This window comes from Ruegeria sp. I1 (assembly GCF_056532675.1).
Map to the genome: position 1 here is coordinate 467,057 of NZ_JBQFNM010000001.1, position 19,093 is coordinate 486,149.

The window sequence follows — 19,093 nt, forward strand, 5'->3', positions numbered from 1 at the left end:
GGTCAATTCCGACGAATGTTGTTAAACCAGAACCGAACCTTTGGAATCGATCACGCCCTGCGTTTCGGCCTCGCCCAGCAGCATCTCGTTATGGGCTTTGCCCGACGGGATCATGGGGAAGCAGTTCTCGTGCTTTTCAACAAGGCAGTCAAAGATCACCGGGCCGTCGTAGTTGATCATCTCCATGATCGCGTCATCCAGATCGGCGGGGTCGGAACACAGGATACCCTTGGCCCCGAAGGCCTCGGCGAGTTTGACGAAATCGGGCAGGGCCTCGGACCAGGAATGCGAATAGCGCTCGCCATGCAGCAGCTCCTGCCACTGGCGCACCATGCCGAGGCGTTCATTGTTCAGGATGAACTGCTTCACCGGCAGGCGGTACTGAACGGCGGTGCCCATTTCCTGCATATTCATCAGCCACGATGCCTCACCGGCAACGTTGATCACCAGCGCGTCGGGATGCGCCATTTGAACGCCAATCGACGCGGGGAAACCGTAGCCCATCGTGCCCAGACCACCGGATGTCATCCAGCGGTTGGGGTCTTCAAAGCCCAGATACTGTGCGGCCCACATCTGGTGCTGGCCCACTTCGGTGGTGATATAGCGGTCATGCTTTTTGGTCAGTTCTTCAAGCCGTTGCAGCGCATGCTGGGGTTTGATGGTCTTTTCGCTGGCGGTGAAGGCCAGGCAGTTCACCTTGCGCCAATCCGCAATCTGCGCCTGCCATTGCTTGACATTCGCCGCATCCGTCTTGCGACCCCGTGCTTTCCAGATCTTGAGGATATCCTCAAGCACATGGGCCACATCGCCCACAATCGGGATATCCACACGGATCACCTTGTTGATCGAGGATGGGTCGATATCGATATGCGCCTTTTTTGAATTGGGCGAGAACGCGTCGATCCGTCCGGTGATCCGGTCGTCAAACCGCGCGCCGATATTGATCATCAGATCGCAATCATGCATTGCCATATTGGCCTCATAGAGACCATGCATCCCAAGCATACCCAGCCAGTTTTTGCCCGAAGCCGGATAGGCACCAAGACCCATCAGGGTCGAGGTGATCGGAAAGCCAGTCGCATCGACCAACTCGCGCAGCAGCTGGCTGGCTGCAGGACCCGAGTTGATGACGCCACCACCGGTATAGAACACCGGTTTTTTCGCCGTCTCTATCGCCGCAACCAACTCGGTGATCTCTTCCAGATCGCCCTTCAAAACCGGTTGGTAGTGCGAAGTTGACGGCTTAGGTGCGCTGTATTCACCCGATGCAAACTGCACGTCCTTCGGAATGTCGACCAGCACCGGGCCGGGGCGGCCGGAGGTGGCGACATGAAAGGCCTCGTGCATGGTTGCAGCCAGCGAATCCGTGTCCTTCACCAGCCAGTTATGCTTGGTGCAGGGGCGGGTGATGCCAACTGTATCCGCCTCCTGAAACGCGTCCGAGCCGATCATGAAGGTCGGGACCTGGCCGGTCAGGACAATGATCGGGATCGAATCCATCAACGCGTCGGTCAGACCAGTTACGGCGTTGGTCGCGCCTGGTCCGGATGTCACCAGCGCAACGCCGGGTTTGCCGGTCGACCGCGCATAGCCTTCAGCGGCATGCACTGCCCCCTGTTCATGGCGCACCAGAATGTGGCGAATGTCGTTTTGCAGAAAAATCTCATCATAGATCGGTAGCACGGCGCCGCCGGGGTATCCGAATACCGTGTCCACGCCCTGATCCTTGAGGGCCTGAACCACCATCTTTGCGCCGGTCATCTCACGTGTCATCTGCTTTGCTCCGTTCGCGACATGTGTCTTGCGTTTGACAAAAAAAAGCCCCCGATGTTTTCGGAGGCGCATGGGTTCGATTATGGTTTACCGTTACCGGCCCATGCGCTTGTTTCCCACGATTACGACTAGCGTTCTCATCGCCAGAGGCTCCTTTTTGCGTGCAGGGACATTATGAGCGGCGCGCAAGGGCGTCAACAGGCAATTGCACCAATTTTCTATCTTCAAGAAGTTATTTTGCGACATTTTATTGCGCAGATTGCCGCAGGCTGGGAATTTTAGCGAAAAATGATGTCTTGGGCGCCGGTTGGGATGGATATTCGCCAGTCTGAATGCGTCAAGCAAATGTCCAAAATGGGCATGATCGGGCGGTTTAACTGAGTCACGCTGACAGAGACGGGACTACGAGGGAGGTATGTCATGCTGCATGATCTGGTGGATTTGGGCCGCTATCCCATCGACCGGCCAGGTTCACAGGCTTATGACCGGATGATTGATGATGTTCAGCGCGAACTGAGCGAAGATGGCTGTGCGGTATTGCCGGGTTTTGTGCATCCCGGCGGGCTCGAATTGTTGGTGAAAGAGGCCGACGCGGTGTCGCCGCAGGCCCATCGCTCCTTCAACCGAACGAACGCCTATTTCACTAAAGATGATCCGCGGTTCGGAATCGGCCATCCCATCCGCCGCTTCTATGAACGATCGAATGCCTTTGTCCCGGCGGACAATTTCCCTAAATCCGGACCCCTGCGACGGATTTATGAGTTTGACGGGTTCATGCCCTTCATCCGGACCGCGCTGGAGGAGCCTGCGGATCGGTTCTTTCGCTATGACGACCCGCTGGCGGATGTGATCATCAATGTCGTGGAAGCGGGGCAGGGCTTTCCCTGGCATTTCGACACAAACAACTTCACGGTGACTCTGGCCATTCAAAATGGTGAAGACGGGGGTGCGTTCGAATATGCGCCGAACCTGCGGACTTCGGAGGATGAGAATTTCGGTGCAGTCTCTGCCGTTCTGGATGGCGACATGTCGCGCGTGCGCCGGTTGGAACTGCAGCCAGGCGATCTGCAAATCTTCAAGGGGCGGTATTCCCTGCACCGGGTCGCGCCGGTTTTTGGGACCCGCCAAAGATATGTCGGCATCTTTTCCTTTGTGGAAACCGAAGGAATGTGCGGCGGGGTCGAGCGCACCCGGCAGCTATACGGTCGCGTCCTGCCGCATCATTATGAGCGTGAAGGCACACGGCAGGATCAATTGCTGGATTGAGCCAGCAGAACATGTAGCATGATCCTGAAGCAGGCCGGAGGTTCCAATGCCCGAAGTGCTACAGATTACGCCGTTTGTTCTCTGCGCGTCACTGGAGGCGCAGATTGATTTCTATTGCCGACGTTTGGGGTTTGAGTGCGGATTCAAGCAGGATAACTATGCCTTTCTGTCGCGGGGGTCAGTTGCTGTCCGGTTGCTGGAATGCCCGCCACGCACCGATGGCAAACCTTTGGGTGATAACCAGTCCTTTTACATCGATGTGAAAGGTATTGATGCGCTCTATGACAGTTTGAAAGATGGTTTGAGCGACCTGCCCGAGGGACGCGTGCGGCCACCTTTTGATCAGCCCTACCTACAGCGCGAGTTTCACGTCCTGGATGAGGACGGGACCTTGATCTTTTTCGGGGAAGATATTCGCCCTCGAAATTAAAGCCTCCCGCCCCTCGGCAACGCGTCTTTAGCGCGTCTTGTCTGGTTGGGCCGGGCGGCGCGTGCCACGCCGCGGTCGGGTTAGAACCCCACGCCGGTTCCCTGCAAAACCCCATGTTCCAGCGCATAGCGGGTGAGCCCAGCGGTGGAGGAAATACCCAACTTACGCTTGATGTTTTTGCGGTGGGTTTCGACCGTGCGAACCGAGATATCCAAGGCCAGGGCGACTTCTTTGTTGGATTTGCCCTGCGCCAGTTCCAGAAGGATCGTCTGTTCCCGGCCGGTCAGGGCCTCTCGGGTGCTGTCGCCTTTGGGTTTCAGCGACCCGCTTGCTCCGGTGCAAAGATATTGCTCGTCTGCCATGACGGCATCAATGGCCTGTTTGATTTCGTCTGTTGGGACGTCTTTGAGCAGATAGCCTTTGGCCCCATGGCTGAGCGCGGTTGAGATGTATTCTGGGCTGTCATGCATCGACAGGATCAAGATGCGCGTTTGAGGCAAACGTTCAAGGATCATTTCCGTTGCGCTTAGGCCGCCCAGGCCCGGCATGTTCAGATCCATCAGGATCACATCGGGGGATAGGCTTGCGGCCTGATCCACAGCAGACTGACCGCTGCTGAGCGTACCGACCACCTCAATCTCGTCATAGCTTTCAAGGATCGACTGAATGCCCTCGGCCACCATCGGGTGATCGTCGACAATAAGGACTCGGATGGTCATGTCCCGGCCTTTCGCTTTGGTGTTGCGTCTTCCTGCGGTGGGAGCAGGTGGCTCAGCGGCAAGCTGGCTTCTATCACCGTGCCGCCATGCGGGCCGCGTGATGACAGAATACGCAGCGCTCCGTCAAGCTGTTCGATGCGCTCCTGCATGTTGCGCAGCCCGATCCCGGTGGCCACACGGCCCGGTTCGTTTCGCAACCCGCGCCCATTGTCGGTGATCCGCATCGTCGCACCTTTCTTGTGGCCACGCAGATCGATGGTAACATGCGACGCATCGGCATGACGTTCGATATTGGTCAGCGCTTCTTGCGCAATTCGATAGAGCGCGATCTTGCTGTCCTGATCCAGCCGGTTGCGGAATACAACGGTCGAGAACTCGGTCTCGATCCCGGTGCGGTCCCGAAAATCATCCGTCAGCGATTTAAGAGCAGGGCCCAAACCCAGATCATCCAGCACACCAGGGCGTAGGTCGCGACTGATCCGGCGCACTTCGGTTATGGCGGTGCCCAAATGTTCGATCCCTTTGTCCAGCGGGTCCTCTGCATTTGAAAAATCCCCACGAGATACCCGCCGCCGGGCGGTGTCCAGCGCATAGCGGACGCCGACCAAAATCTGGCTGATCCCATCATGTAATTCTCGCGCAACTCGTCCGCGTTCTTCTTCCTGTGCATCAAATACACGCTGCGTCAGCTCTTTCAGCTTTGCGTCAGCCAGCCGCCGTTCGCGGATGTTCAGCAACATACCCGAGGCAAACACGATCAGGACAGCCGCCACAACAATGGCGCCGATATACATAAAGGTACGCTGCACGCGGGCTTCGACCTCGGCGCGTGCATTCGCAACAGCGGCAACGATGTCGTCGATGAACACGCCCGTACCGACCACCCAGCGCCAATCCTGCAGCCCGACCACATAGGCGATCATCTGCGCCTCTTCTCCGGTAGACGGTTTTTGCCACATGAAACTGTGCCACCCTGCGCCTTGGCGGGCGAGGCGAATAAACTCATCAACAACAGGTGTGCCATCGCTATCGGTCAGGCCCTCCCAGTTTCGGTTGATGAATTCGGTCTGCCTGGGGCTGACAAGGTTGTTGCCGTCATAGTCATAGACAAAGAAGAACCCGTCCTGCCCGTAGATCATGGCCGACAGGATCTGAGACACGAGGTTCTTGGCCACCTCGTCATCAGGTGTCGCCCGACCATAGATGTAAGCAAATCCGTTGCGGGCTTGCGTGACGTAGTTGCGCAACTCTTCTTTCTTGGCCTCGATCAGGCTGCGCTCCAACGCTTCGATTTCGCGCTCGGCTGTCGCACGCGCTTCGTAGGCTACCAGCACGGCAATGGCTGCCACGGCCACAACCAAGGGGATCGCGGCGACAAGGGACAGCTTCTGCGCATAGGTCAGCGAAACCAGATTTCTTAATCTCTGCATTGTCGAATCGATACGCAACAGGCGGCAGAAATGCAAAAAGAATGGACATCTTAAGGGCCGGAACGACCGAAAATCCGGGGTTCGAGCCGTTTTTGTTGGTTGTTTTCCTTTAAAAACCCGTCAGAAACCTGCGTTTCTACGCAGTACTAGGTATTCCTTTTCACATCTTCGGCATTACCCTGCGGCCTACTGAATGCGACAGGCCCGGAGTGTTTCCGGGTTACGACTATGTAAGGGGAGGAACACTCATATGGATCGTCGTTCATTTCTAAAGAAATCTGCTCTGGGCGGCTCGGCAGCTGCGGCAACCGCGTTGGCGGCACCGGCCTATGCGCAGGGTCAGCGGACCCTGACGATGGTAACCTCGTGGGGTCGTGGTCTGGCCGGCGTATTTGACAGCGCACAGCGCTGCGCCGACAGCATCAATGCGATGTCCGACGGCAGCCTGAATGTCGACATCAAGGCCGCAGGCGAGCTGGTTGGCGCGTTTGAAGTGTTTGACGCTGTATCTTCGGGTCAGGCCGACATGTACCACGCAGCAGACTACTACTTTGTGGGTCAGCATCCTGGCTATGCCTTCTTCACGGCTGTTCCCTTCGGCATGACCGCGCAGGAATTGGTGAACTGGTACTACCACGATGGCGGTATGGAGCTGCATGACGAGCTGGGCTCGATCTTCGGCCTGAAATCCTTCCTGGCCGGTAACACTGGTGCGCAGGCTGGTGGCTGGTACTCGAAAGAGATCAACGGCCCCGAGGATTTCCAGGGTCTGAAGTTCCGTATGCCGGGTCTGGGTGGCCAGGCGCTGGGCAAACTGGGCGCATCCGTTCAGAACATTCCGGGCTCAGAGGTGTATCAGGCGCTGTCCTCGGGTGCGATTGACGGCACCGAGTGGATCGGCCCCTGGGCGGACGAAAAAGCTGGTTTCCAGGAAATCACCAAGACCTACTACACCGCGGGCTTCCACGAGCCGGGCGCAGGTCTGTCGCTGGCGACCAACCGCGACGTGTTTGACGAGCTGACACCGGCCCAGCAGAAGATCATCGAGATCGCAGCTGCCGAAGCGCACCAGTGGAACCTGGCGCAATTCCTGGCCAACAACGGTGCAGCCCTGCAGCGTCTGCAGTCGGGTGGCGTCAAGGTCATGGAATTCCCGGACAGCGTTTGGGATGCCTTCGGTCAGGCCAGCCAAGAAGTTCTGGACGAGAACATGGGCGACGAGCTGTTCAAGAAGATCCACGACAGCGCGATGGCGTCGATGGCATCGTCCTCGGCCTGGCTGAACCTGTCGTCTGGTGCTTACACCGCTCAGCGCGACCGCGTGCGCGGCTAAGCCCTGATCATCAGACCAAACGGTTTCCCCGCAGGCGCGGGGAAACCTTTCCTGTTGCACATGCGCGGACCCATCATGCCGCACCAATAGGCAGTGCAACCGACGCGACCTGGGGACAACATGCAGGACGAAAACGGTATCTCGTTCTTCGGCGCCCTGTGGAATGGACTGATCTGGTTCATTCAGAGCATTGCCGAAGCCTTCTATAATTTTGGATATGCGATCACGCATCCGCAACTGTGGCTGAACTGGTCGGACAATGAAGCTGTGATGCGCTTTGTCTACTATGGCGGGTCGGTCGAGTTCTTCTTTGTGATTTTTGCCCTGTTTCTGGTGCTGACGGCCATTGGCCTCTACTACCGGAATTTCATGTGGGGCATGGTTCGCGGGCTGGAAGGGTTCGCAAACATCACCGGGCGGTTCTTTGCCTGGGCCGGTTTGCTGATGGTGCTTCAGCAGATCATCATCGTTTTCATGCAGCGTGTCTTTACGCGCGCGGATATGGCGTTCGGGTTTGGTATTCCTTTTCAAAAGGATATCAGTTGGTTCGCAGAAGAACTTAAACTATATAACGCCATGGTGGTCTGCCTATGCTGTACCTACACATTTGTGCAAGGCGGACATGTGCGGGTTGACCTGATCTACGCAGGCATAAGCCACCGCGCCAAGCGTGTGGTCGACATGTGCGGTGCGCTATTGTTCATGATGCCGATGGCGGTGCTGACTTGGATGTATGGCTGGTATTTCATGTGGCGGCATCTGATCGTGCCGAAACCATCGGCCAGTGATACTCTGGACCGGTTGGTTGCCAAATCACGCGCGCTGCGGTGGAATGTGGAAACCATCGGCTTCAGCCCCAACGGTTTCAACGCATATTTCCTGTTCAAAATCCTGCTTGTCCTATTTGCAGGCATGGTGTTCCTGCATGCGATTGCGTTCCTTTACCGATCGTATCTGGAATATGTGGAAGGGCCCGAGAGCGCCGGAAAATACCTCGACAAGGACAGCCTTGGCGCAGGTGAAGAAGCCTATGAAGGCGCACATTAGGGACGGAGACCCAGACAATGCTATTCGGACTTGATGGCGTCGAGATAGGCCTCATTATCGTATTTTTCTGCCTTTTCGGAGGCATCCTCTCTGGTTTCCCGGTGGCCTTTGCCATTGGTGGGGCCGGGGTCATATCCTTCGGGATCATTGCCGCGCTGGACAGTGCCGGGCTATTGATCCATCAGGCAATCGATACCAGTTCGCAAATGTACCGGGATCTGGTTGCGACGGGGGTGAAACCCGATTCAGTTTCGGTGTTCCGATACCCGGATTTGCCAAGGATCGGCGAGCCGGTCTTCCCCTCGGGTTGGGAAACCGCGCTGGATCGCAACGTCTCGTTCATCGTGAACCGTATGAACGAGCGTGTGTTGGCGGGGCAGTCGATTGAGACCCTGCTGGCGGTGCTGATGTTCGTTCTGATGGGCATTACGCTGGAGCGGTCCAAGATTGCCAATGATCTGCTGACCACGATGGCGCGCGTTTTTGGCCCTCTGCCGGGTGGTTTGGCGGTTTCGATTGTGGTTGTTGGCGCGTTTCTGGCGGCCTCAACCGGGATTGTTGGTGCGACCGTGGTGACCATGGGATTGTTGGCACTGCCGACCATGTTGCGAAACAACTATTCGCCAGAGCTTGCGACCGGTGTGATTGCTGCGTCGGGCACTTTGGGGCAGATCATTCCGCCCTCGATTGTGATTGTCCTTTTGGGCACACTGGCAGGAGATCTGTATTCCACAGCTCAGGAAAGTCGAGCTGTTGCAGCGGGATGTACCGATGCGTTGACCTATCTGGGTGAGCCAGCGGTGGTCTCGGTGGGGACATTGTTCCAGGCCGCGCTGCTGCCGGGGATCATGTTGGCACTTCTTTATGCGCTTTACGCCTTTGGCTATGCGCTGTTGAATCCGGACAAGGCACCTGCCGTCGAACTGTCGGGCGGGTCAGGTGAGACCATCACACGATCCGAAGGTCTGACATGGCTGCTGGGCTCGCCGGTTGCTATTATTGTTGGCGCAATGCTTCTGGGCAGTGCCGGGATCATTGGCAGCCAGAATATCTCGGTCTCGGCCTTCTCGGATGTGGGGCAGGATGCATCGCTGAGGACAAATGTGTCGGAGGAATGCAAAGCCTCGATGATCGACCTGCATGGTCAGGCGGCCTGGGATCAGGCTGTGATCGAGCAACAGGAGATTGATGCAGCCGGTGGAATTGCCAATGCCGAACGTCTGAGCGAGGAAGAAATCGCCGCGGCGCGTGAGGCCAAGATTGCCGGTGCCGCGCCGATTGGGACCGGTGTCACGATCATCGTTGTGCTGCTGGCCCTGACCCTGGTTCTGGGTCGCGGTATTGCGCCATCGCGTTCCCCTCAGCCCCTGATCGTTGGGGCGATCGGTCTGTTGCTGATGTTGCTGGTTGATATCCTGCTGATCTCACCAATCACCTCGTCCGGCGCCACCTTCCTGCTCTTGGCCATCCCGTTTGCTATTGCGATTTATGGCTGTAAGGAAGCGGCTGCGCGTTGCGCGACCAATGATCTGATCCGCGTGGTCTTTCCGCCGCTGGTTTTGATCATTGCCGTTCTTGGCTCGATCCTGGGCGGGATCACCAACCCGACACCGGCGGCCGCGCTTGGCGCCGGTGGCGCGATCATGCTGGCTGCTTATCGTAAATTGCGTGAGCAGGGTCAGTCAGGCGGTGTGATCATCTGGTCTACCTTCGCTGTCATTATCTGCCTGTTGCTGGGTGTGAACTTTGACCTGCGGGTGAGCCAGAGCGGAGCAAACGCCGAAACCTGGATCGCCTTTGGTCTGGCCTATTCGGCTTATCTCTATGCGCTGTTTGGCCTGCTGTATGGCTGCTGGGTGCTGTTTTCGAGCGGGGTTTTGACCCCTGTGGTACGGGAAACGGCCAAGGTGACCTCGATGGTGTTCACCATCCTGATCGGCTCGCAGTTGCTGAACCTGGTGGTGATCTCGTTCGGGGGTGAGCACTATATCCAGCAGTTCCTGAAGAGCTTTGACAACGAGTTCACGGTCTTCCTGATCGTGATGCTGGTGCTGTTCATTCTGGGCTTTGTGCTGGATTTCCTCGAGATCATCTACATTGTGATCCCGATTGTGGGCCCGGTGATCTATGGCGGGTCGTTTGATCCGAAATGGGTGACGATCATGGTGGCGGTGAACCTTCAGACCTCGTTCCTGACGCCGCCCTTTGGGTTTGCGCTGTTCTATCTGCGGGGTGTCGCGCCAAAAGAGGTGACGACCGGACATATCTACCGAGGGGTTGCACCTTTTGTGGTCATCCAGGTGGTTGGGATCGCAATCCTGTGGTTCTTCCCGGCGATTGTAACCATTGTCCCGGATTTGATTCCGAATTGATCGGATTGAGTAATCAAATTGAAAAAGGGGGCCTGATGGCCCCCTTTTGCTTTTTATGTTGGGGGGTAAGGGGCCAGCCCCTTCTTGGCCTGCGGCCAATTCATCCCCGGGATATTTTCTGGCCAGATGAAGAGTGGATCAGGTGAACTGGATCAGATCCCATCGATTGCCGAACGGGTCGCGCCAGACGGCGACAATTCCATAGGGTTCGGTGCGAGGTTCTTCTTCGAAGTGCACACCGTTTGCGCGCATCGCGGCATGGTCGCGCTGGAAGTCATCGGTTTGCAGGAAGAAGCCGACGCGGCCTCCGGTCTGGTTGCCGATGGCGGCGTTTTGATCAGGACCAACGGCTTTGGCCAACAGAAGCGAGGCGCCGTTGCTGCGGGGTGGGACCACCCGCACCCAGCGTTTGCCTCCGCCCAGATCGATATCTTGCTCCAGCGTGAAGCTGAGCGTTTCGGTGTAGAAGGCGATCGCCGCGTCATAATCCGGCACCACAAGAGTGACGGCATGCAGGCTTTGTTTCATATCAGATCAACCCTTGGTGGGGTGGCGGTCGGGTAACTGAATATTGGCAACCTGTTCCGCGATAGGGGCCGCAGAGAGCGGATGATGCGACTCATCAGAGAACGTTGCAGGGTCCTGAACCTTTTGCCATTGCCCTTGAACATAGGCTTCGAGGCCTGAGAATTTGGCCTTGTACCCCATCTTCGGGCTGCCGGGCACCCAGTAGCCCAGGTAGATATAAGGCAGGCCCGCCTCGCGCGCGATGTCGATGTGATCCAGGATCATATAGGTGCCCAGAGAGTTCTGCGGTTGCTGCGGGTCGTAGAAGGAATAGACCATGCTGAGCCCGTCATCGAGCACATCGGTCAGGCTGACGGCGATCAGGTCACCGGTTTCGGGGTCCAGATATTCCACCACGCGGCTGCGGATGGGGGTTTCCTCGATCATCGCGGCAAATTCGAACACATCCATATCGGCCATGCCGCCATCGGCGTGGCGGGTGTCGAGGTAGCGGCGGAACAGCTCGTACTGCTCGTCCGTAGCCCAGGGCGATGTGGCGCGCCGCTGCAGGTAGGAATTCCGTTTTGCGGCGCGTTTCTGGCTTTTGGTTGGGCGGAAGGCAGCAACATCGATCCGAGCGGACAGGCAGGCCGCGCAATCAGTGCAGGACGGGCGATAGAGTACGTTTTGAGACCGGCGAAACCCTTGTTGGGACAGGGAATTGTTCAGCTGGTCTGCACCTTCGCCTTGCAGGGCGGTGAACAGCTTACGCTCCAGCCTGCCCTCAAGGTAAGGGCAGGGTTGGGGGGCCGTCACATAGAATTGTGGCGCAATTGGCAGCGTATGTCGCATGAAGGTCCCATGTAGCCTCGGACCTGATGATAGCAACGGTTTTTGGCGCCGCCAAGTGATTCACGCGATGGGTGGTCAGGCCCGTTGATTGATCATGACGGTGCCGAGGAAGGCGTCTGTCAGACCCTGACAGCGCGCGCTGGTCAGCATCATGATGATCGAGATGATCTGGACTACGAAAAACGCCATACTGATGAAATACCCGGCGGTATGCGCAAGGGCTTTGCCCATATCCATACGTTCGCCAAATGCATCGCGCAATTCGATCCCCATGAAACGCATGCCCAGCGTGGCCGAGCCGTTTGAGATGGTGATGACCCGATAGACAAAGCTGATGACCGCATAGATCAGGGGCAGGAAAAACAGCCCTGCGCCAAAGGTCAAAAAGACGGGAACAATACACAGCAGCGAGATCAGCGCGATATCGAACAGCCAGGCGACAAAGCGTTTGGATGTGACGGACTGATAAAACTCGGGTTGTGTGTCAGGGTTGGGCAGGTGGGTCATAAACAGATTTCCGAAAATGAAGGTCGCGTTACCCTGTCCCGAAGGTCGGGACAGGGCAAGGGGGATCAGGCAGGTTCGCCTTTACCGTCCTCTTCGTGGTTGTCGCGGGCGCGTTCATCCATGAACTGGTCGAACTCGGCCTTGTCTTTGGCTTCGCGCAGGCGATGCAGGAAGGCTTCGAAATCTTGCTGCTCACGTTCCAAGCGGGCCAGCGTGTCGGCCTTGTAGGCGTCGAATGCTGTGTTGCCCGAAGGTTTCATTGCGCTCATGTGGCTGTGCCAGGATTTGCGGCGGCTGCAAGATTTGCTGAACATGCGTTTGCTCCAGATCATATAGGCCAGAAGGGCCAGGCCCACAGGCCAGAAGAAGATGAAACCAAGGACCATGGCGGCGATCCAGGCACCTTTGCCTTTGTCGTCCATCCAGGCCTCGGCGCGGTGCAGCCATCCCGGGTTTGCAGGGACGGTAGGTTCGGACAATGCGGTCATTTGGTCTCTCCAGGGGTTGATGTAAATTCCTTTCACATTGTCTAGATGGGAAGCCTACAGATGGTTGCAAGGGGCGATGTGAAAAAGATTTACATTTTTTCGAGTCGGATGACCGGGAACCTGTACCCTCACAGAACGCAGCTATTGTAGCGCGCCAGTGTTTTATTCAATTTATTGAACGGATGTTTGCAGCATCGACAGAACAGGGCTGAGCAGCGTGCGCGTTCTATCGTTTTCAGAAGTCGAACTTGCTCTGGATCGGGGGCGTGTAGGGTTCGATTAGGTCTTCGCCGTCGGATGCGCGTTTGATCGGCTTCACAGTATGATATTCAAATCGCCCCTCATATCCCGTACCAAGCGTCTCTTGCGCCTCTTGTGGTGTTGTGATGCCGTTTAACCAAGTCTCGATCTCTGAAGGGGTCAGAATGACCGGCATCCGATTATGGATGTGCGCTATCTGGGGGCTTGGTTTACGTGTCATGATGGTGCAGCTGTGCCGCCCATCTTGCGTTCGATAGAACCCGGCAAAGAACATAAGCGGTTCATTACGTTTGACTGTGACATAGGTCGGACAGCCATGCCCCTGATCCTTTTGCCATTCATAGTATCCAAGCGCCGGGATAAGACACCGGCCGTTGTTCCAATAGTCCTGCCAGAACGCGACATTCTCGATCTTGGAATTGATCATGGGCTTTTGACTGCGCGGATCCTTTAGCTGCCAGCGGGCGGACGTGAGTTCGGCAGTGTCGCCATCCCAGCGGATCATATTGACCTGATCGGTCGGTGAGACGTTATAGCCCCCAGAGGGCAGCGGCTTGGGTAGATCGGGAGAGACTTTTCCATAAAGAAAGTACTCCAGAGTCGCGAGCATCTGTTTCTGCGTTAGGTGACCGGCTGCAAACTTACCACACATGGAATGAGCCTATTTTGGTTCAAAAACCGAGGCAAGGTTGAGCGTATGCCGCATCGGGCTTTGTTGATCGTTCTTCAGGCTTGTGACCTTTGACATGTTGCCTAAAAAATATCTTTGATCGCTGTTCGTAGCTGCACATTCGCCTTCTTTCGTGCAGCCGCAGATTAGCGTAACAAACGATTATGACTATGGATGAAAACAACACCGCCCCTTCGATTGCCGAAATACTGGATCTGGAAAAGCAGGTTTGGACTGCGCTGGTTGTCGGGGATGCCAGCGCGGATCGCGCGCTTCTGAGCGCCGACTTTCTGGGTGTCTACCCGTCGGGCTTTGCCAATCGGGACGATCACGTTGGTCAATTTGCCGATGCGCCGACGATGGCTGAATTCAGACTGAGCGAGGAAAAGCTGCGGGTTCTGACGGCGGACATCGTCTTGCTATCCTATCGCGCCGACTACGTGCGGCCTGGTGCAGCCAGGTGGGAGGCGATGCTGATTTCCTCGCTGTGGGAGCGTCGGCATGACAAGTGGGTCAACAGTTTCAGTCAGGACACGCCGGTTCAGAACGCGTGATGCGTTTGACCCATTGACCTTGGGGTGAGGCAATGCGCAGGGTCGCGATATGAGTGACAGTTTGGCCATCACCCGTTTGCCACGCGCGTTCGACCCGTCTTTGGGCGATGAAACACGTGATTTGCTGGCGGATTTGACGCCTGAACAAGGGGAGTTGATCGCCGGAACCGCCGGAACCAGTCCCTATCTGAAAGGGTTGATTGAGCGCGAGAGAGACTGGCTGCCACAAGCGCTGTCCGGGCCGGATCAGGCCATGGTTGAGCTTATGGATGTGGCGCGGGCTTTGGCCCCAGATCAGCTGAAGCGGGGTCTGAGGCTCGCCAAGCGCCGAATGGCGTTGCTGACAGCGCTGGCCGATATCTCGGGCGCGTGGCCTTTGGAAAAAGTGACCGCCGCACTGACTGATTTCGGAGCGTTGGCGGCGGATGTCGCGGCCAAGGCTGAGATCACCGCCTTGATTCGACGCAAGAAACTGCCCGGAATGATCGAAGATGATGTCGAAACCGCTGCCGGGATGGTCATTTTGGCGATGGGCAAGATGGGGGCGCATGAGCTGAACTACAGCTCGGATATCGACCTGATCGTGCTTTTCGATGAAACACGTTATGACCCGGATGACTTCTACGATGCACGGCATGGGATGGTCCGCGCCACGCGCAACTTCTGCGCAACGCTCAGCGACAAAACCGCTGATGGCTATGTCTTTCGCACCGATTTGCGCCTGCGCCCTGATCCGGCGGTGACACCGGTCTGTATGGCGATGGAAGCGGCCGAGCGGTACTATGAAAGCCTTGGCCGAACTTGGGAACGCGCCGCCTATATCAAGGCGCGCGCCTGTGCGGGCGATATCGCTGCCGGAGAGCGGTTTCTGGAAACTTTGAGCCCCTTTGTCTGGCGTCGGCATCTGGATTTTGCCGCCATTCAGGACGCCCATGACATGCGCCTGCGCATTCGTGAGAATAAGGGGACGGGTGGCAGCCTCTCAATCCCTGGCCATGATATGAAACTGGGGCAGGGCGGTATTCGGGAGATTGAGTTCTTCACCCAAACCCGCCAATTAATCGCCGGTGGGCGCGACCCGGACCTACGCGTGCGCGGAACGGTTCCCGGTTTGGCTGCTTTGGCTGCAAAAGGCTGGGTGCCCGAAGAGGTCGCACAAAAGCTAACCGACCACTATCGCGCGCATCGTGAGGTCGAACATCGGATTCAGATGATCCATGATGCTCAGACCCACAAAGTGCCGCAATCCCAGGACGGTATCGAACGTGTGGCCTGCCTGATGGGGATCAGTAGTACCGAGCTGACGACCGACCTGACCCGCCGATTGACCGAGGTGCATGACTTGACCGAGGGGTTCTTTGCCCCCGGTCCTGGTGCGACCCCGACGCCCGAGCAAGAGGTTACGTTCGACAAAAGCATCCTGGCCCGCTGGGCCTCTTACCCGGCGCTGCGTTCGCAACGGGGCAGGCGCATCTTTGACCGGCTCAAACCTGAACTCCTGTCGCGCCTCGCCAAGACAGCACAACCGGAAGAGGCCTTGGTGGCGCTTGACGGGTTTCTGGCCGGGCTGCCCGCCGGGGTGCAGCTGTTTTCCCTGTTCGAGGCCAATCCGCAGCTGATCGATTTGTTGATTGATATCGTGGGCACGTCCCACGCGCTGGCCTCGCATCTGTCCCGCAATGCCTCGGTCTTTGATGCGGTCATAGGCGGCAGTTTCTTTGCTGACTGGCCCGGGCAGCAAGATCTGCAGGCCGAGCTGGAACAGGCTTTGGCGGCCGAGTCGGACTACGAAACCCAGCTTGATCTGGCGCGGCACTGGTGTAAGGAATGGCATTTCAGGGTCGGGGTGCACCATTTGCGCGGGCTGATCAACGGCGCACAAGCGGGTCGCCAATATGCAGAACTGGCGCAGGCTGTTATCGCTTCGATCCTGCCTCATGTGACCGAGAATTTCGCCCGCAAGCATGGCCCCGCTCCGGGGCGTGGTGCTGCCATTCTGGGTATGGGGTCGCTTGGGGCAGGGCAGATCAATTCGCAATCCGATTTGGATATGATCGTGATCTACGACCCGCTGGAACAGGAGATGTCCGAAGGTCCGCGCCCACTGGCTACCCGCACCTACTATGCGCGGTTCACGCAAGCACTGATCACGGCACTTTCGGCCCCGATGTCTCAGGGGCGGCTCTATGAAGTCGACATGCGTTTGCGCCCGTCAGGCAATCAGGGGCCGGTGGCGACCAGTTGGGCCAGCTTCACCAATTACCAGCAGAACGAAGCCTGGGTTTGGGAGCACCTTGCCCTGACACGCGCGCATTTGGTGGCGGGTGACGCGGGGCTGGCCATGGATATCGAAGCCTTTCGGGCTGATTTCCTGTCGCGTTCGCGCAATATGAAGAAGGTTTTGCACGAAGTGGCCGAAATGCGCACGCGGCTTGCCGCCGCGAAAGCCCCTGCCGGAGTTTGGGATGCCAAAAATGGCCCCGGCCGTTTGATGGATATCGAACTGATGGCGCAAACCGGCGCGTTGATGGCAGGTCTCGCGGATCGCGATGTGCCCTCCGGCCTTGATGGCGCCGTCGTTGCCGAGTTGCTGGATGTCGCGCAGGCGCAAACTCTGAAAGACAGCTACGATCTATGCTGGTCCGTGCAATGCGCAGCGCGGCTGCTTTCGGGCAAGGTGATCGAGGCTGACAAGATTGGTGAGGGAGGTGCGGCGTTCCTGTGCAGGGCCACTGGGTTTGAACAGGTTGAGCAACTGCAATCCGCGCTACAAGACACTTACGCGACCGCTGCCGAAATCATCGGCAGCGTCATCAAAGAGGGCGAAGATGGCACGCAGCACTGATCCCAACGACCCCAAGGGCCTGATCCGCGAAGCCTATAATATCGAGGGCATCGCTTTGCAGGAATGCCGCAGCATCTTCCTCGATTGGGCGCTCAGCCTGCCGGAGGGGCAGGACCAGAAGCAGGCGTTGACCACCCTGCACGCCACCTATGCTGCGCAGGATGCCGACCACCCGATGACTCAGGTCATGGCCGAGGGGCTGCGAGCTTCACAAGCGCCTAAACGACGTGGCGGTTGGCGCTCGCGCCCGCGTTAGGGCTTTTCCCCCGGCGCGTGCATCACTAATAGAGGGCCATGACCAATACCACTGATCACCCACGTATCCGTCTGAAACCCAAAGCCAATGCGCGCGGCCTGCGACATGGGTTTCCCTGGGTCTATGCGAATGACATCGTCACCGACCGCCGCACTCGAAAAATCCCGGCCGGAGCGCTGGCCGTGCTTGAGGATGAAAAGCGCGCACCTATCGCTTTGGTCGCGGTGAACCCCGACTCAAAAATCATATGTCGCGTATTGGATCGCGACATTGATGCCGATCTGAACGCCGACTGGTTCGAAACCCGTTTGCAACGCGCGCTTGAGATGCGCGAGCGCCTGTTCGAGGCGCCATATTACCGCCTGATCCATGCCGAGGCCGATGGCTTTCCCGGCGTGATCATCGACCGTTTCGGCGATGCCTGCGTGATCCAGCCCAACGCCGCCTGGGCAGAAGCGCATTTGGACGCGCTCACCGACGCTTTGGTCAGCGTTACCGGAGTAGCGACTATCCTCAAAAACGCCTCAGGTCGCACCCGCGGGCTGGAGGGGCTGGATGACGTGAACCAAACCCTGCGCGGAACAGCGCCGGACGCGCCGCTGCCGGTGCCGATGAATGGTGCGAGCTATATGGCCGATCTGACCGGCGGCCAGAAAACCGGCCTGTTCTATGACCAACGCCCCAACCACGCTTTTGCGGCCCGTCTGGTCCATCCAGACGCGCAAGTGCTGGATGTGTTCAGCCATGTGGGCGGCTTTGGTCTTGCCATGTTGGCCGGTGGGGCTGCACAAGCAACCTGCGTCGATGGCTCTGCCGCCGCTTTGGATTTGGCAAGCAAAGGGGCCAAAGCCACAGGCTGCGCCGACCGTTTTCAGGCTCGCCAAGGCGACGCTTTCGATGTGCTGACCCAGCTGGGCGATGAGGGCGCACTATTCGATGTGGTCATCTGCGACCCGCCCGCCTTTGCACCCTCAAAACAAGCATTAGATGCAGGCCTTCGCGCCTATGAACGTATCGCACGTCTGGCGGCCCCGCTGGTCAAACCCGGTGGTTATCTGGGCCTCTGCTCCTGCTCACACGCTGCCGATCTGGGCCGGTTTCGTGATGCGTCCTCGCGTGGGATTGGCCGCGCTGGCCGGCAGGCACAGCTGATCCACACTGGTTTCGCAGGTCCCGATCACCCACAACTGCCACAGCTGGCAGAAAGCGGTTACCTCAAAGCCGTGTTCTACCGTCTGTGAGGGCGGTTCTCGATACCTGCGTCATCTACCCGACAGTGATGCGAGAGATGCTGCTGGGCGCAGCCAGCCTGGGTCATTTCACCCCGATCTGGTCCGCCCGTATTCTCGAAGAATGGGCCCGCGCCGCCCGCAAGCTGGGTCCCGAGGGTGAGGCGCAAGCCCGCGCTGAAATCGCGCTGACGCAGGCGCACTGGCCACAAGCCGAACGCGCGACCTCACAAGGGCTCGAAAACCGCCTTTGGCTGCCTGATGCTGCAGATATCCACGTTCTGGCAACCGCGATAGCCGCTTCAGCCGACATTATCGTGACGGTCAACGCAAAGGATTTCCCGAAAAATATCCTGGCAGAAGAGGGGCTCGACCGCCGTGATCCCGATGGCTTGCTGCACGGTTTCTGGCTCTCGGACCCCAACGGTATGGCCACCATCGCCAACCGCGTTCTTGATGAAGCCAACCGCCTCTCTGGCGACCAATGGACCCTGCGCGCGTTGATGAAAAAGGCGCGCCTCCCACGCCTGGGCAAAGCCCTTTCCCAATAGGCG

18 protein-coding genes are annotated in these 19,093 nt (G+C 57.8%); 10 read left to right on the plus strand and 8 right to left on the minus strand.

Annotated elements, in window-relative coordinates; translation table 11 throughout:
* Window positions 1–21: 21 nt before the first annotated feature.
* On the minus strand, window positions 22–1,773 hold the full coding sequence (locus ACR0DH_RS02365) for an acetolactate synthase 3 large subunit (RefSeq protein ID WP_480546877.1): 1,752 nt from the start codon (window positions 1,771–1,773) through the stop codon (window positions 22–24).
* Window positions 1,774–2,193: 420 nt separating this feature from the next.
* Between ACR0DH_RS02365 and ACR0DH_RS02370 the strand changes: the two genes are divergently transcribed.
* Both ACR0DH_RS02370 and ACR0DH_RS02375 read left to right on the plus strand, forming a co-directional pair.
* Window positions 2,194–3,039: a HalD/BesD family halogenase gene (locus tag ACR0DH_RS02370; RefSeq protein WP_480542526.1), complete on the plus strand. Its 846-nt coding sequence runs from the start codon at window positions 2,194–2,196 to the stop codon at window positions 3,037–3,039.
* A gap of 46 nt (window positions 3,040–3,085) precedes the next feature.
* Window positions 3,086–3,469, plus strand: coding sequence for a bleomycin resistance protein (locus tag ACR0DH_RS02375; RefSeq protein WP_170530538.1), 384 nt, complete (start codon window positions 3,086–3,088; stop codon window positions 3,467–3,469).
* A gap of 80 nt (window positions 3,470–3,549) precedes the next feature.
* Here ACR0DH_RS02375 and ACR0DH_RS02380 read toward each other — a convergent pair whose 3' ends face one another.
* Complete coding sequence (locus ACR0DH_RS02380) at window positions 3,550–4,188, minus strand: response regulator transcription factor (RefSeq protein WP_170530537.1); 639 nt, start codon at window positions 4,186–4,188, stop codon at window positions 3,550–3,552.
* Complete coding sequence (locus tag ACR0DH_RS02385; protein ID WP_480546879.1) at window positions 4,185–5,618, minus strand: cache domain-containing protein; 1,434 nt, start codon at window positions 5,616–5,618, stop codon at window positions 4,185–4,187. The genes ACR0DH_RS02380 and ACR0DH_RS02385 overlap by 4 nt, the downstream gene beginning before the upstream one ends.
* Window positions 5,619–5,868: 250 nt before the next feature.
* On the opposite strand from ACR0DH_RS02385, the gene ACR0DH_RS02390 reads away from it, so the two are divergent.
* The 3 genes from ACR0DH_RS02390 to ACR0DH_RS02400 all read left to right on the plus strand — a co-directional run bounded on the left by ACR0DH_RS02390 (window position 5,869) and on the right by ACR0DH_RS02400 (window position 10,370).
* The gene (locus tag ACR0DH_RS02390; RefSeq protein ID WP_170530535.1) at window positions 5,869–6,951 is read left to right on the plus strand and encodes a TRAP transporter substrate-binding protein DctP; all 1,083 of its coding nucleotides are present in this window, start codon (window positions 5,869–5,871) and stop codon (window positions 6,949–6,951) included.
* A 120-nt stretch (window positions 6,952–7,071) separates the two neighbouring features.
* The gene (locus ACR0DH_RS02395; protein ID WP_170530534.1) at window positions 7,072–7,998 is read left to right on the plus strand and encodes a TRAP transporter small permease subunit; all 927 of its coding nucleotides are present in this window, start codon (window positions 7,072–7,074) and stop codon (window positions 7,996–7,998) included.
* Between the two features lie 17 nt (window positions 7,999–8,015).
* Entirely contained in the window at window positions 8,016–10,370 is a 2,355-nt protein-coding gene (locus ACR0DH_RS02400) for a TRAP transporter large permease subunit (RefSeq protein ID WP_480546881.1), read from the plus strand.
* 138 nt (window positions 10,371–10,508) lie between these two features.
* Here ACR0DH_RS02400 and ACR0DH_RS02405 read toward each other — a convergent pair whose 3' ends face one another.
* The 5 genes from ACR0DH_RS02405 to ACR0DH_RS02425 all read right to left on the minus strand — a co-directional run bounded on the left by ACR0DH_RS02405 (window position 10,509) and on the right by ACR0DH_RS02425 (window position 13,637).
* Window positions 10,509–10,898, minus strand: a complete 390-nt coding sequence (locus ACR0DH_RS02405) for a VOC family protein (RefSeq protein WP_480546883.1) — start codon at window positions 10,896–10,898, stop codon at window positions 10,509–10,511.
* Between the two features lie 6 nt (window positions 10,899–10,904).
* A complete protein-coding gene (locus ACR0DH_RS02410; protein WP_480542536.1) occupies window positions 10,905–11,729 on the minus strand; it encodes an arginyltransferase in 825 nt (274 codons plus the stop codon).
* A gap of 75 nt (window positions 11,730–11,804) precedes the next feature.
* Window positions 11,805–12,236 (minus strand): RDD family protein, encoded by a 432-nt coding sequence (locus ACR0DH_RS02415; RefSeq protein WP_480542538.1) that lies wholly within the window; start codon window positions 12,234–12,236, stop codon window positions 11,805–11,807.
* A gap of 65 nt (window positions 12,237–12,301) precedes the next feature.
* On the minus strand, window positions 12,302–12,724 hold the full coding sequence (locus ACR0DH_RS02420) for a DUF2852 domain-containing protein (protein ID WP_170530529.1): 423 nt from the start codon (window positions 12,722–12,724) through the stop codon (window positions 12,302–12,304).
* Between the two features lie 235 nt (window positions 12,725–12,959).
* Complete coding sequence (locus ACR0DH_RS02425; protein ID WP_480542540.1) at window positions 12,960–13,637, minus strand: SOS response-associated peptidase; 678 nt, start codon at window positions 13,635–13,637, stop codon at window positions 12,960–12,962.
* 188 nt (window positions 13,638–13,825) lie between these two features.
* Here ACR0DH_RS02425 and ACR0DH_RS02430 point away from each other — a divergent pair, with 188 nt between their 5' ends.
* The 5 genes from ACR0DH_RS02430 to ACR0DH_RS02450 are packed head-to-tail and all read left to right on the plus strand — an operon-like array spanning window position 13,826 to window position 19,090.
* Entirely contained in the window at window positions 13,826–14,209 is a 384-nt protein-coding gene (locus ACR0DH_RS02430; RefSeq protein ID WP_480542542.1) for a DUF4440 domain-containing protein, read from the plus strand.
* 49 nt (window positions 14,210–14,258) lie between these two features.
* Complete coding sequence (locus tag ACR0DH_RS02435) at window positions 14,259–17,054, plus strand: [protein-PII] uridylyltransferase family protein (protein WP_480546885.1); 2,796 nt, start codon at window positions 14,259–14,261, stop codon at window positions 17,052–17,054.
* A complete protein-coding gene (locus ACR0DH_RS02440) occupies window positions 17,038–17,310 on the plus strand; it encodes a hypothetical protein (RefSeq protein ID WP_480546887.1) in 273 nt (90 codons plus the stop codon). The genes ACR0DH_RS02435 and ACR0DH_RS02440 overlap by 17 nt, the downstream gene beginning before the upstream one ends.
* A gap of 38 nt (window positions 17,311–17,348) precedes the next feature.
* Window positions 17,349–18,551: an RSP_2647 family RNA methyltransferase gene (locus ACR0DH_RS02445; RefSeq protein WP_480546889.1), complete on the plus strand. Its 1,203-nt coding sequence runs from the start codon at window positions 17,349–17,351 to the stop codon at window positions 18,549–18,551.
* The gene (locus ACR0DH_RS02450) at window positions 18,548–19,090 is read left to right on the plus strand and encodes an RSP_2648 family PIN domain-containing protein (RefSeq protein ID WP_480546891.1); all 543 of its coding nucleotides are present in this window, start codon (window positions 18,548–18,550) and stop codon (window positions 19,088–19,090) included. The genes ACR0DH_RS02445 and ACR0DH_RS02450 overlap by 4 nt, the downstream gene beginning before the upstream one ends.
* Window positions 19,091–19,093: the final 3 nt, after the last annotated feature.

Excerpts from the sequence above, each read along its gene's own strand:
- ACR0DH_RS02370 (WP_480542526.1), top strand. The coding sequence starts at position 2,194 with ATGCTGCATGATCTGGTGGATTTGGGCCGCTATCCCATCGACCGGCCA.
- ACR0DH_RS02445 (WP_480546889.1), top strand. The coding sequence starts at position 17,349 with ATGACCAATACCACTGATCACCCACGTATCCGTCTGAAACCCAAAGCC.
- ACR0DH_RS02375 (WP_170530538.1), top strand. The coding sequence starts at position 3,086 with ATGCCCGAAGTGCTACAGATTACGCCGTTTGTTCTCTGCGCGTCACTG.
- ACR0DH_RS02425 (WP_480542540.1), bottom strand. The coding sequence starts at position 13,637 with ATGTGTGGTAAGTTTGCAGCCGGTCACCTAACGCAGAAACAGATGCTC.
- ACR0DH_RS02405 (WP_480546883.1), bottom strand. The coding sequence starts at position 10,898 with ATGAAACAAAGCCTGCATGCCGTCACTCTTGTGGTGCCGGATTATGAC.
- ACR0DH_RS02365 (WP_480546877.1), bottom strand. The coding sequence starts at position 1,773 with ATGACACGTGAGATGACCGGCGCAAAGATGGTGGTTCAGGCCCTCAAG.
- ACR0DH_RS02400 (WP_480546881.1), top strand. The coding sequence starts at position 8,016 with ATGCTATTCGGACTTGATGGCGTCGAGATAGGCCTCATTATCGTATTT.
- ACR0DH_RS02390 (WP_170530535.1), top strand. The coding sequence starts at position 5,869 with ATGGATCGTCGTTCATTTCTAAAGAAATCTGCTCTGGGCGGCTCGGCA.
- ACR0DH_RS02395 (WP_170530534.1), top strand. The coding sequence starts at position 7,072 with ATGCAGGACGAAAACGGTATCTCGTTCTTCGGCGCCCTGTGGAATGGA.
- ACR0DH_RS02430 (WP_480542542.1), top strand. The coding sequence starts at position 13,826 with ATGGATGAAAACAACACCGCCCCTTCGATTGCCGAAATACTGGATCTG.
- ACR0DH_RS02385 (WP_480546879.1), bottom strand. The coding sequence starts at position 5,618 with ATGCAGAGATTAAGAAATCTGGTTTCGCTGACCTATGCGCAGAAGCTG.
- ACR0DH_RS02435 (WP_480546885.1), top strand. The coding sequence starts at position 14,259 with ATGAGTGACAGTTTGGCCATCACCCGTTTGCCACGCGCGTTCGACCCG.
- ACR0DH_RS02415 (WP_480542538.1), bottom strand. The coding sequence starts at position 12,236 with ATGACCCACCTGCCCAACCCTGACACACAACCCGAGTTTTATCAGTCC.
- ACR0DH_RS02380 (WP_170530537.1), bottom strand. The coding sequence starts at position 4,188 with ATGACCATCCGAGTCCTTATTGTCGACGATCACCCGATGGTGGCCGAG.
- ACR0DH_RS02410 (WP_480542536.1), bottom strand. The coding sequence starts at position 11,729 with ATGCGACATACGCTGCCAATTGCGCCACAATTCTATGTGACGGCCCCC.
- ACR0DH_RS02420 (WP_170530529.1), bottom strand. The coding sequence starts at position 12,724 with ATGACCGCATTGTCCGAACCTACCGTCCCTGCAAACCCGGGATGGCTG.
- ACR0DH_RS02440 (WP_480546887.1), top strand. The coding sequence starts at position 17,038 with ATGGCACGCAGCACTGATCCCAACGACCCCAAGGGCCTGATCCGCGAA.